This window comes from Winogradskyella schleiferi (assembly GCF_013394655.1).
GTDB classification, from domain to species: Bacteria; Bacteroidota; Bacteroidia; order Flavobacteriales; family Flavobacteriaceae; genus Winogradskyella; species Winogradskyella schleiferi.
Window position 1 is genome coordinate 2697220 of sequence record NZ_CP053351.1, and the last position, 11904, is coordinate 2709123.

13 protein-coding genes are annotated in these 11904 nt (G+C 33.4%); 7 read left to right on the forward strand and 6 right to left on the reverse strand.

Annotated elements, in window-relative coordinates; genetic code table 11:
* The first annotated feature begins 83 nt into the window (after positions 1-83).
* Positions 84-1427, forward strand: coding sequence for a hypothetical protein (locus tag HM990_RS11690; protein WP_178989111.1), 1344 nt, complete (start codon positions 84-86; stop codon positions 1425-1427).
* A 73-nt stretch (positions 1428-1500) separates the two neighbouring features.
* Here the strand turns inward: HM990_RS11690 and HM990_RS11695 are convergent, their stop codons facing one another.
* Entirely contained in the window at positions 1501-1980 is a 480-nt protein-coding gene (locus HM990_RS11695; RefSeq protein ID WP_178989112.1) for a Dps family protein, read from the reverse strand.
* A gap of 102 nt (positions 1981-2082) precedes the next feature.
* Here HM990_RS11695 and HM990_RS11700 point away from each other — a divergent pair, with 102 nt between their 5' ends.
* Complete coding sequence (locus HM990_RS11700; protein WP_178989113.1) at positions 2083-3021, forward strand: LysR substrate-binding domain-containing protein; 939 nt, start codon at positions 2083-2085, stop codon at positions 3019-3021.
* A gap of 95 nt (positions 3022-3116) precedes the next feature.
* Here the strand turns inward: HM990_RS11700 and HM990_RS19850 are convergent, their stop codons facing one another.
* The 3 genes from HM990_RS19850 to HM990_RS11710 form a co-directional block, all read right to left on the reverse strand.
* Positions 3117-3314 (reverse strand): hypothetical protein, encoded by a 198-nt coding sequence (locus HM990_RS19850; RefSeq protein WP_229719255.1) that lies wholly within the window; start codon positions 3312-3314, stop codon positions 3117-3119.
* 218 nt (positions 3315-3532) lie between these two features.
* A complete protein-coding gene (locus HM990_RS11705) occupies positions 3533-4357 on the reverse strand; it encodes a TIGR00266 family protein (RefSeq protein ID WP_178989114.1) in 825 nt (274 codons plus the stop codon).
* Positions 4358-4718: 361 nt separating this feature from the next.
* Positions 4719-5174: a DUF4442 domain-containing protein gene (locus tag HM990_RS11710; protein ID WP_178991974.1), complete on the reverse strand. Its 456-nt coding sequence runs from the start codon at positions 5172-5174 to the stop codon at positions 4719-4721.
* Positions 5175-5319: 145 nt separating this feature from the next.
* On the opposite strand from HM990_RS11710, the gene HM990_RS11715 reads away from it, so the two are divergent.
* The 5 genes from HM990_RS11715 to HM990_RS11735 all read left to right on the forward strand — a co-directional run bounded on the left by HM990_RS11715 (position 5320) and on the right by HM990_RS11735 (position 9932).
* Positions 5320-5766, forward strand: a complete 447-nt coding sequence (locus tag HM990_RS11715) for a DUF4870 domain-containing protein (protein ID WP_178989115.1) — start codon at positions 5320-5322, stop codon at positions 5764-5766.
* Positions 5767-5858: 92 nt separating this feature from the next.
* Positions 5859-6200, forward strand: a complete 342-nt coding sequence (locus tag HM990_RS11720) for a PadR family transcriptional regulator (RefSeq protein ID WP_178989116.1) — start codon at positions 5859-5861, stop codon at positions 6198-6200.
* Positions 6197-7999: a PspC domain-containing protein gene (locus HM990_RS11725; protein ID WP_178989117.1), complete on the forward strand. Its 1803-nt coding sequence runs from the start codon at positions 6197-6199 to the stop codon at positions 7997-7999. The genes HM990_RS11720 and HM990_RS11725 overlap by 4 nt, the downstream gene beginning before the upstream one ends.
* Positions 8000-8124: 125 nt before the next feature.
* The gene (locus HM990_RS11730; RefSeq protein ID WP_178989118.1) at positions 8125-8841 is read left to right on the forward strand and encodes a head GIN domain-containing protein; all 717 of its coding nucleotides are present in this window, start codon (positions 8125-8127) and stop codon (positions 8839-8841) included.
* A 254-nt stretch (positions 8842-9095) separates the two neighbouring features.
* Positions 9096-9932 (forward strand): GIN domain-containing protein, encoded by an 837-nt coding sequence (locus HM990_RS11735; protein ID WP_178989119.1) that lies wholly within the window; start codon positions 9096-9098, stop codon positions 9930-9932.
* A gap of 14 nt (positions 9933-9946) precedes the next feature.
* Here the strand turns inward: HM990_RS11735 and HM990_RS11740 are convergent, their stop codons facing one another.
* Positions 9947-10543 carry a YceI family protein gene (locus HM990_RS11740; RefSeq protein ID WP_178989120.1) on the reverse strand — a complete coding sequence of 199 codons (597 nt, stop codon included), beginning with the start codon at positions 10541-10543 and terminating at the stop codon, positions 9947-9949.
* Between the two features lie 65 nt (positions 10544-10608).
* A complete protein-coding gene (locus HM990_RS11745) occupies positions 10609-11880 on the reverse strand; it encodes a hypothetical protein (RefSeq protein WP_178989121.1) in 1272 nt (423 codons plus the stop codon).
* Between the last annotated feature and the right edge of the window lie 24 nt (positions 11881-11904).

Consider the following 11904-nt stretch of genomic DNA (forward strand, 5'->3'; position numbering starts at 1 on the left):
AAAGTAGGGTTTTTATTTTTCGAGTTGTAATACTACTGATTAACCTCAACAAAATAGTTTAACCAAAAAAATTCTAAACAAAAATGAAAAATTTTAAACTTCTAATTTTTAGTATGGTAATGATGCTTTTTATCTTTACATCCTGTACTAATAATGAGCCTTTTGTTGATAATCTGCAAAACACTGAAGATAGTGAATCTATCACTGCTACTCTAGACCAATTGAGTCTACAATTTGATCTTAACGGTAATCTAAACGCTAATAACAATCCAGCCGGTAATGTTGTTTTCGATTTTTGTTTTGATTTTGTATATCCTTTAACCCTTTCATATAATAATGGAACTATAGTTACAGTAAATAACTTAGATGACTTAGTGGATGTAATGCTTGCTTCTACAAATCAACTATACATCAATGGTATTGCTTTTCCTTTTGATGTAGAAGTTTATAATGAAACTACAAACGCTATCGAAGTTGAAACTATTAACAATGAAGAAGAGTTTGTTAACTTAATTGAGACCTGTAATTTTGAAACTAACGAACCTTGTGAGTGCTTTGAAAATTATACTCCTGTTTGTGTAGAAATTACAGATCCTTTTGGAAACACATTTGTTATTACTTACCCAAATGCTTGTTATGCAGCTTGCGATGGATTTACAGAAGATGATTTTGTAGATGATTGCGAAGGAGATTATAATCCTAATGGTAACGATTGCTTTACTCTAATTTTCCCTTTATCAATTATTACTGACGAAAATACTACTGCAACCATAAATTCTCAAGAAGAATTAGATGCTGTAACCTATAACTCTTATTATTTCGACTTTATATATCCGATAGATATTTCGCAAAACGATGGTAATATAACAACCATTAATACGCGAGAAGAAATTGAAGCTATTTTAAATGATTGCTATGATGATAATAACCCTAACGAATGTGAAGAATGTGCAGACGAACCAATGGATATTGTATGTGTAAATGTAGAACAGCCAGATGGCTCTAGTTATACTTATTCTTATGATAATGCTTGTTATGCAATTTGTGATGGTTATACAGAAGCAGACTTTGTCTTTTGTAATTCTGGAAATGATCTTTGCCTACCTAGTGCTATTTCTTCTGCATTAACAGATAATACAGATTGGGCTGTAAGTGCATTCAATAATTCAAATGAATTAAGTGTGTATGAAATAACTTTTAATGCTGATGGTACTTTACAATGGATGTCTAGTGGCGTAACATTTTCTGGAACGTGGTCAGCAGAAGAAAACACAACAGCTGGAAATATACTGTCATTAAGTTTCTCTGGGCCAGATTTACAACAAGCAAGTGGTCAATGGAGAGTTATAGGTTGCGATCTTCCATGTTCGATAAGTTTGCAGTCAAATAATGGAGATGAAATAACGCTTAGCCGAGAATGTGATTAATAGTTTTATATGTTAAAAAAGAAATCCCTACAGTTAATGACACTGAAGGGATTTTGCTTTTTATTTACTAAGCTTAAATAGTTTCACCTAACCAAGCTTTCATCATCCATACCGTCTTTTCTTGCTCAGTAATAAAATCACTCATCATGGCATTGGTACCTTCATCATTTGCATCTCCAGCAGAGTCTAAAATAGAGCGTTCCATTTTCAACAATTCACTTAAAGAATCAACAATAAGTTGTACAGCTTTTCCATCATTAGAGATATTCTTACCCACTGGTACTTTAGCCGCTTTTGTGTAATCTTCAAATGTATGCAACGGTGTTGCACCTAGTGTTAATATACGCTCAGCGATTTCATCTACTTTTACATTTGCATCCGTATATAATTCTTCAAATTTTTCGTGCAAATTAAAGAATGCTTTCCCTTTGATATTCCAATGTATACCTCTTAAGTTTTGATAATACAATTGAAAATTTGCTAACAACTGATTTAATTCATCAGCTAATTCCTGTGTTTTTTCGGTATCTAAACCTATACTATTTAATGTCATGATTAATTTTTTTTGTGTACTCAAATTTACGACTTAAATAAGACAAAATTAGTATAGTTTTTATGAATAGTTTTTATACTTTTATAGCCTAAATGAATAGTTATGACCATTACACAACTCAAATATGCTTTAGCCATAGCAGAACATAAAAATTTTACAAAAGCAGCCGAAAAATGCTTTGTCACACAGCCCACTTTAAGTACCCAAATTCAGAAATTGGAAGATGAATTGGACATTGTTATTTTTGACAGAGGTAAAAAACCAATAGAATTGACTGAAGTTGGTCGCAAAATTGTCTATCAAGCTCGGAATATTGTTAATGAAGCCGATCGGATTCAAGATATTGTCGATCAGCAAAAAGGATTCATTGGTGGTGAATTTCGATTAGGAATTATCCCAACCGTTATGCCAACGCTTTTGCCGATGTTTTTAAATAATTTTATTAAAAAATATCCTAAGGTTAAATTGAAGATTGAAGAATTGACCACTGAAGAAATTTTAACCCGACTTAGTGATGGACACCTAGATGCAGCTATTGCTGCGACACCTTTAGAAAGTGATAATATTAAGGAGCGTGTTTTGTATTACGAACCTTTTGTTGCCTATATTCCCGAAAATCATAGACTAAAGGATAAAAAAACTATTGAAGTTTCTGATTTAAGTATCGATGACATGTTGTTGTTGGAAGATGGTCATTGTTTCAGGGATGGTGTCATCAATTTATGTAAAGCATTTAAAGATCAATTGGATGAACATTTTCAACTAGAAAGTGGGAGTATAGAAACGCTTATAAAACTATCGAATGAAGGTTTGGGCATGACACTTCTGCCCTATTTACACACTTTAGACGTGAACGAAAAGTTCAGTCCTAATTTAAAACATTTTAAAGAACCCTCACCTGCAAGAGAAGTAAGTATGATCTATCACAAAAGTGAATTAAAAATGCAAATCATCAATGCCATGCACGATGTAATTTCAGGAATCATTCGTGGAGCGATAGCATTTCAGAATGTGGAAATTATTAGTCCGAAGGCTAAATGAGGGTATAGGGATTAAACTCTATTTCCTACATCTAATAACTTTTTAACTACTGAATAGTAATAAAAAAAAAAGCGACTCGTAAGTCGCTTTTTTTTTTATGCTTTTAAATAAATTAAACACTGATTCAATTCTGGGTTTTGATTGATTAGGGACTGAATAAAAATTCTAAGTTCTTCAAGTTCGTGAGGCAGTAATCGTCTTACTGCTTTTTGCACTTCCTTACAAAATAACGTCGCATCAAAACTCACTTTGCTGAGGACAGTTTTAGTGTACTCGTACATTGCTCTCGCCATAGGTAATTTTGGTTTTAGGTTTGATAAAAGTAAATTTTCGCTATAGGCTATTATTTCAATTCAATCCTAAAGGTAGTAAATTTTTTGAACTCAAATTTGTTTCGTATAAATTTTAACAGCTTATTATGCTAAAAGTTTGAGATTACTCGATAAAGTCGATAAATTATTTCAGACAATTCTTATAGCACAAAACATTGATTTAAAAATAGTTACACTTTTCAAAACCGATTATCACCATCCAACAAATCTCCTATACCTCCCAGTATACTACCTTCACCTTTAGACTTTCCACCTCTTGGAACAGATGCTAACACACGACCTGCCAACCTACTAAACGGTAAGGATTGAATATACACTTTTCCTGGTCCCTGGAGTTTTGCGAAGAATAACCCTTCACCTCCAAAGATGGAATTCTTTATACCTCCAATAAATTCAATGTCATAATCAATACCTTGTGTAAATCCAATAATACAGCCTGTATCTGCGCGTAAGGTTTCGCCAGCCGCCAAAGTTTTTACAGCTGTAGTTCCACCTGCATGTACAAATGCCATGCCGTCACCTTCTAACTTTTGCATTATAAAACCTTCACCTCCAAAAAGGCCACGCCCTAGTTTTTTAGAAAACTCAATGCCGACACTTACGCCTTTTGCTGCACATAGAAATGCATCTTTTTGGCAGATAAATTTTCCACCAAATTCCATTAAGTCAATCGGAATTATTTTCCCTGGATAAGGCGATGCAAAGGACACATTTCGTTTGCCTATGAGGTCATTGTAAAAAGCCGTCATAAATAAACTTTCTCCTGTAAGAATTCGTTTTCCTGCTCCTAATATCTTTCCTAAAAAACCGGTGTCTTTTTGAGAACCGTCACCAAAAATAGTATCCATTTTTATGCCGTCATCCATCATCATAAAACTTCCGGATTCTGCGATAACGGCTTCTTGTGGATCGAGTTCTATTTCAACGTATTGCATTTCTTCGCCGTAAATGCGATAGTCTATTTCGTGCGCATTTCTGTCGTTGTAATCTGGTAATTTTTCCATTGTGATATATTTTTAAATGTTGATACTGAAACACCTACCTGTCGCCAGATAAGAATTCAATATGAATTGATTCTATTATATGTTGAATTATTTCTTGTTTTGTTACAAATTTTTTTTTCAAATACCTTAAACTGAATCCTAAGTAATGAATACTTCAATCTAATAAAAGCTATGACACAAAGTTCCACAGAGAAGACACAAAGGCACACAAAGAAAAAAAACGTCTATACTTTACTTAGTACCTTTTACTTTTCACTCCACACTTTTCACTTTGTACTTATTACTTTTTACTTTTTACTTTTTACTTTTTACTGAGACTGAGACTGAGACTGAGACTGAGACTATAAGGTCAAAGAAAAATCTAAGATTTTACTTTGAGTGTCCACTCAAAATTAAAATCGGATACCTCTACACCTTCCTTATTTGTCCCTTTAGACTTTAACCAAACCGTTTGTCCCTCTCCTGTTTCAATGGCTTTCTTAATCGCTTCATCTATTTTGTGACCTTCTTCGCATTTAAATGTAATTCTTCCTGTTGCTTTTTTTGTAAATGAAGCATTGTTAGCTGCTACCAACATTGAAATTTTCTTGCCACTTTCTCTTATTTTTTTCATAACTAACGCACCTGTTGTTAACTCAGCAGCCATTCCTTGTACGGCCCAAAACATGGACTTAAAAGGATTTTGGTTTACCCAACGATGTTTCACCGTCACAATACAAGAATTATCATTTATCGCTTTTGTTCTTACTCCTGTAAAATATGCCGCAGGTAGCTTAAACATTAGAAAAAAGTTGAGTTTGGATGGCGAAATATTCATATTGTGAATTAATTTTTCCACTAAAATAATTCAAAAATACCAACCCAACTAATGTTAATAAAATGTTAATTTTTAGTACTATGCGTAACATAATACCTTTTTTAAGACATATATTTGTATAAGCAACTATTATATACTTTTAATCATGATAGATAATCACCATAAAACTTTAGCGACATTTATTCATCTGTCCACCTTTTCGAGATTTGTAATTCCGTTTGGGAATTTCATTGGCCCAATAGTATTATGGGCAGCCAATAAAGACAAATCTGAATTTATTGATCAGCATGGTAAGCAAGCTATTAATTTTCAAATTAGTGTTTTGCTATATGCCATAATTATAGGAACGATCAGTGTCCCTTTTTTCATTTTCAAATTATTTAGAGGTTTAGATGTTATTGACTTTCATGGGTTTCATGATTTTCATATCAATATTGGCGAGCCTTCCCCTCTACTCTATATTGGTGGTGGATTGGGAGTGTTAGCCATTATTGCTTTTATCATTGAATTGGCTCTTATTGTCAAAGCGAGTTTATCTGCAAGGGATGGACAGCCTTATAAATATCCATTTACCATTAATTTTTTAAAGTAAATATTCATCAACTTTTGCTGAACTTGTTTCAGTATAATCATCAAAATCGATCAAAAAATGAACAGTTTAATTGATTTAAAGACTCATAACACATGAAAATAGAAAACACAAAAGCACAAATGCGTAAAGGTGTTCTGGAGTATTGTATTTTATCCATATTAGCGGATGAGGATGCTTACGTAGCAGAAATCCTGGGCACATTAAAGGACGCAAAAATGCTTGTTGTAGAGGGAACCATTTATCCGCTCTTAACAAGATTAAAAAATGCTGGATTGCTCAATTACCGTTGGGAAGAATCGACATCTGGTCCCCCAAGAAAATATTATGGATTAACGGAAACAGGGAAACTGTTTCTAAACGAACTGAACGCCACATGGAGCGACTTACAAAATGCAGTTAACCTAGTAACTAATACAAAAACACCAAAAAAATGAATAAAACAGTCAATATAAATTTAGCAGGTATATTCTTCCACATAGATGAAGATGCATATCTTAAGTTATCACGCTATCTTGAGGCTATAAAACGTTCATTTACAGACTCTCAAGGTCGATCTGAAATTATAGCAGATATAGAAGCACGTATCGCCGAATTATTTAGCGAGCGTATTCAAAACGAAAAACAAGTCGTTGGTGTTAAGCTCGTGGACGAGGTCATTACCATTATGGGACAACCAGAAGATTATCTCGTCGATGACGAAATATTTGAAGACGAACCAAAACAGCATTACAAGCAAAAATCAACATCTTCAAGACGTTTATTTAGAGATACGGACAACTCTTATATTGGTGGCGTCGCTGCTGGTTTAGGTCATTATTTTGGTTTAGATGCCTTATGGATCAGACTTATATGGGTCATCCTATTTTTTAGTGCTGGTACTGGAGTTTTATTGTACATTTTGCTTTGGGCCTTGATACCCGAAGCAAAAACCACAGCTGAAAAGCTGACCATGACTGGTGATCCCGTAAACATCAGTAACATCGAAAAAAAAATTAAAGACGGGATTGATTCCGTTTCAGAAAACTTTAAAAATGTAGATTTAAAAAAACACGGCGATAAACTGAAAGAAGGCTTTGACCATGTGTCTGATAACATTTCTGAATCGGTAAAAGGTGTTGATTTTCAGAAGCAAGGCAGTAAGTTAAAATCGAGCTCACAGTCCTTTTTTGAAACCATCGGTACTATCATCATGTTCTTTTTAAAGGTGATTGCCAAGTTTATTGGGATATTACTGATTATTATAGGCATTAGTGCAATTATTGCTTTAATAATTGCCTTTTTTACAGTTGGTGTTACCAATGCGCTTCATTTTCCAGGTATGGATTTTATAGATGCTTCCAATGCGGCTAACATTCCAATTTGGCTCATGTCTTTATTGTTGTTCTTTGCGATTGGAATTCCATTTTTCTTTATCTTTTATTTAGGTCTAAAGATTTTGGTAAACAACTTAAAATCTATCGGTAATGTGGCGAAATTCACCTTGTTGGGACTTTGGATCGTAGCCATCATAGGACTAATTATAACTGGCGTAAAGCAAGCCACAGAACAAGCGTATGATGCTAACTTCACTCAAATTGAAGAAACTATTAATATCACTTCAGAAGATACCTTAAAAATTAGCATGGTAAGCCATGATAGTTATAACAGGCATTTCAATAGAAATTTTCACGGTTATAAAATCATTCCAACGGACAGTGACCGAAATATCATTTCAACTACTGATGTTAGGTTCATTGTAAAATCGACCACAGATTCTTTAGCAAGTATTAAAATTAATGGTTTTGCAAGAGGCAGTAGTTATGATTTAGCGAGGGAACGTGCCCAGAATATTAGTTATAATTATTCGGTAGTTAATAATGTTCTGAAGTTAAATTCTTATTTAACAACGGATGCCATAAATAAGTTCAGCGATCAAAATGTAGAAATTATTTTGTACTTGCCAGAAGGCACTATCTTTTTTCCATCTGACTATGCATCGCGTTTTTCTCAAGGAAACAATTATCGTAGCAATTTATTGAGGTCCAACATGGATAATCATTATTATAAAGTCTTGGATGGCGATGTCGAATGCTTGGACTGTGTCGATGACTTTGAAGAGAAAGAGGAATTTAGTGAAGAATCTACCGAAATCATAGAAAACATTACAAAGGAAGGACCATCCAACGACGGTAAATCAAATGTAAGCTTAGAAATTAATGAAGATGGTGTCAATATTGAAGCAAATGACAATTGACACCTAACTTTCAACAGCTCATCATTTTATAATTTAGAACAAAGTCTAATCAACTTAAATTCACATCATAATATTTCATCAACCATTACTGAACCTTTTTCAGTATCAAAAAACCAACAGAAATTATGACCACACTAACAAGAATTATCGTAACCAGTATTATTAGTTTACTATTACTTTCCTGTAATTTGATAGAAGGTGTCGATGGCAATGGCCATGTTATAAACGTAGAAAGAGATATTTCATCAGACTTCAACGAAATTAAAGTCAGCCAAGGTTTAGACCTTTACATTACACAATCTGACAATGTCTCATTATCTATTGAAGCAGATGAAAACCTTCAAGATATTATTATGACAGAAGTTGAAAATAGTGTATTAAGAATCTATGCCACAGAAAACATAAGACGTGCCAATTCGAAAAAAATAATGTTGAATGTTGAAACCATTTCAGCGATTAAAGCAACAAGTGGCAGTGATGTCTATTCTAAAAACACCATTAAAGTTACGGATTTAGAATTAAACAGTACAAGTGGTGCTGACGTTAAGTTGGATGTAAAAACGAAATCTTTAAACTGTCATGCCACAAGCGGAAGCGATATAAAATTGAGTGGTTCTACAAACGCATTGATTGCTGAAGCCACTAGTGGAAGTGATATTAACGCATCAGAGCTTGAGGCCGAAACCTCTAATGTTAGGGCCACAAGTGGAGCGGATATTTCTGTCAATACATCAAAATCGTTAATCGCTAAGGCCACCAGTGGTGGCGATATTAGATACTCTGGAAATCCTGAAAACCTAGAAAAATCAGATACTTCTGCAGGAAGTGTTAGAAAACAATGAACCAACCGTTTTAAGATAAATGAAAATCTTTTAGAATTCAATCAATTAACAACCAGTCAATTATAACCCATCCTAAATTCAATTTTGAGTTTGGGATGGTTTTTGTTTATGTATGTTTAATTGCTTTTAATTGACCAATATTAAACAGAAATCATTAATATTGACAATCGGAACATTTTATTAAAGTCAGAAACCGAAATAAGTGACTTTAGAAATGAGTTTTGTGTCTCTTAAAAGACAGTAAACCTTACATTATGAAAAAATTAGTACTCATTCTTTTTATAACACTTGTTGCTACACCAATAGTAACGGCACAATCGGATGAAAAAATTAAAGGCGATAGAAACGTCACTATCAAACAAACTTACATTGATGATTTCCATACAATAGTAGTTGATGGCGATTTTTCAATCGAAGTGGTTTATAATAGTAAGCCTTCCGTAAATGTGGAAGCCGATGATAATTTACATGAAGTGATTCAATTCAACGTGGTTGATGGTATTCTCACATTTATTGAAACCATGCGCATAACCTCTAAGAAGAAATTGAAAATAACCGTAAATTATGGTGATGGGCTTCATACCATTGAAACCAGAGGTGATGGCGAGATCAGATCATTGACATCTATGGAACTTGGTGATGTGACCCTTACTACAGCGGATGATTCTAGAGCCTACTTAAATATTAATGCAAAAACCATCAATTACAAGAGCTCCGGAAAATCGAAAACACGCTTAAACCTTAACGCAGAAAGCACGAAAATTGAATTAAGCGATAATAGTAAATTAGATGCTTTAATTAATAGTAAAATCACAGGTTTTATATTGTACCAACGTGCTGATGCTGTGGTTGAAGGTACAGCTAATAGCTCTATTTTTCAATTGGATAGTTCAACCAATTTTGATGGTGCAAAATTTGACGTAAAAACGGCTGATGCCAGTTTAGAAGACAGTAGTGATTTAACGATTTCCGCAAACGAACGTATTACCATAGCCGCTTCTGGCGATAGTGAAATTTACCTTTTTGGAAATCCTGCAATAACCATCACAAAGTTTGAAGATACTTCTAAACTACAGAAGAAGATGCGTTAACTAAGAAAGAATTCTCATTCTAATATGTTAAGAGAAAACTGAATCTCAATTTCAGGCGATACCTTAACCATACCCAGCATTTTGGTTGGTGCAGTTAAATTAAAGTCGTTAATATTTAAAGGCATCACACCATTTACATGTAAATCACTGCCCTTAGTTATACAAATAGGAACTGCATATGTCCTTACAATATTACTCAATGTAATTTCTATGACTGCCGTCGTTTCGTTATCGTTGGCATGAACTTTTGAGATTTCTTTTAACTTAAGTACTATCTCAGGGAATTCCTCAGTATTAAGTAATTTATTAAAGTCTCTATTAATAGCCTTACCACCACAATTAAATTCAATATTAGGTAGTGTTAACTTGGTGTTATTAAATTTTATACTATTGTCATAATCTCTATAATTAATTCTAATCTCGGTTGAAATAGTCGTCATATCAAAATGACATTCAAATGCACCAACATTAGTCTTACCTTTAATTTTAAGATAACTTTCAGAAGATAGAACCACTGTTGATTCTTTAGATTCTATCGTTTCTACTTCAGAAAAAGCAGTAAACACAAATCCAAAGAAAAACAAAAAGATAATTGAAACTGTCTTAATCATAATTAAATATAAAAAAATAAGACCTCCACCCCAAAAGATGAAGGTCATTTTTATAATACTAATGCTTAGAAACTTATTACTGCTTCTAACATAAGTCCATCAAATTGACCATCTTCAAATTGGTCACCTTCTGCAAAATCGTTATATTTTTGACTTACATATTCTGCTTTCATAAGTACATTTTTAGTCATGAACCAACCTGCACCTAATTGAAATCTATTAATGCTTATTTCATCACCACTAGCTAATTCAGAATTTACAGTATTGTAACGGGCACCTAAAAATAAATCTTCTGTTTCTCCAAATCTGTAAATAACTTCACCTGCAAACTGTTCAGTATTTCTTCTGTCCATTTCTGTTAATCTTTTTCCTGAAGTTAATTCAATTGTACCAAACACTTCTAAACCACCATACTTTACAAATGGATTAACCATAATGGCAGTAATTTGATTCCCGTAGCTTGGATCAAAGCGACCTGATCTAAATGCTGATGAACCATCCACTTCCATTACGCTATAATATCTAGACCCTGCTCTATCTGCTGAATATAAATATACATTTGGTGCATAACCCGTATTATATAAAGACCCTGTTAATCTAAATCTAAAATCATCTGAGATTTGCTTATCATATCCTAATTTAGCTAAAAATACTGCACCACCTGTAGAACCGTCAGAAACTGTAACTTTTTGGTTTAATTTACCGTTTGTGAATCCGATCATACCAAAAAGTCCCATGTCTGTTCTATAGTAAACTTCTGCACCAACCTCTGTTGTAAACGAATCCATGATTAAGTTTCCAACAAATGGGTTGTAAATTGCTTGGGCATTATCTGTTCTTCTAAAGTGTGCATCACCATAATTATTCTCCATATGACCAATTTTAATAGTGGTATGTTTCATAAGGTCTGCCATAAATCCTTCAGAGATAAAATCTAATTTATCTATTTGAAAATATCCACCTTTAACATATGGTTCTGGGTGATGACGAGAAGATAAATACGTTCTCAAGTGCATGCTAACACCATCATAAAGAGCTACATCTAAATCTAAGTTAGCCGTTGCTAAGTTAAAGTTATAACCTATTTCTCCTAATGGCACAGCACCTGAATTTTCATGATCTATAGCTTGATACTGTAATGCAAATGAGCCTCCAATTCTTACGTATACGTTTTCAAAAGTTGTTAGTGTATCCTTTGGTGCTTCAAATACATTAACACCTCTTTGGTCTGGTTGCCTAAAATTATCTAAGTTTCTTTTGTTTTTAGTTTGTGCCGATATTGAATATCCCATTGTTAACACAATCACAAATGTTACTAGTTTTAATACTGATTTCATAATTTTTAAATTTAAGTTAGTTGA

Coding starts and splice junctions, on each gene's coding strand:
- HM990_RS11740 (WP_178989120.1), bottom strand. CDS start 10,543: ATGATTAAGACAGTTTCAATTATCTTTTTGTTTTTCTTTGGATTTGTG.
- HM990_RS11730 (WP_178989118.1), top strand. CDS start 8,125: ATGACCACACTAACAAGAATTATCGTAACCAGTATTATTAGTTTACTA.
- HM990_RS11720 (WP_178989116.1), top strand. CDS start 5,859: ATGAAAATAGAAAACACAAAAGCACAAATGCGTAAAGGTGTTCTGGAG.
- HM990_RS11745 (WP_178989121.1), bottom strand. CDS start 11,880: ATGAAATCAGTATTAAAACTAGTAACATTTGTGATTGTGTTAACAATG.
- HM990_RS11690 (WP_178989111.1), top strand. CDS start 84: ATGAAAAATTTTAAACTTCTAATTTTTAGTATGGTAATGATGCTTTTT.
- HM990_RS11725 (WP_178989117.1), top strand. CDS start 6,197: ATGAATAAAACAGTCAATATAAATTTAGCAGGTATATTCTTCCACATA.
- HM990_RS19850 (WP_229719255.1), bottom strand. CDS start 3,314: ATGGCGAGAGCAATGTACGAGTACACTAAAACTGTCCTCAGCAAAGTG.
- HM990_RS11695 (WP_178989112.1), bottom strand. CDS start 1,980: ATGACATTAAATAGTATAGGTTTAGATACCGAAAAAACACAGGAATTA.
- HM990_RS11710 (WP_178991974.1), bottom strand. CDS start 5,174: ATGAATATTTCGCCATCCAAACTCAACTTTTTTCTAATGTTTAAGCTA.
- HM990_RS11700 (WP_178989113.1), top strand. CDS start 2,083: ATGACCATTACACAACTCAAATATGCTTTAGCCATAGCAGAACATAAA.
- HM990_RS11735 (WP_178989119.1), top strand. CDS start 9,096: ATGAAAAAATTAGTACTCATTCTTTTTATAACACTTGTTGCTACACCA.
- HM990_RS11705 (WP_178989114.1), bottom strand. CDS start 4,357: ATGGAAAAATTACCAGATTACAACGACAGAAATGCGCACGAAATAGAC.
- HM990_RS11715 (WP_178989115.1), top strand. CDS start 5,320: ATGATAGATAATCACCATAAAACTTTAGCGACATTTATTCATCTGTCC.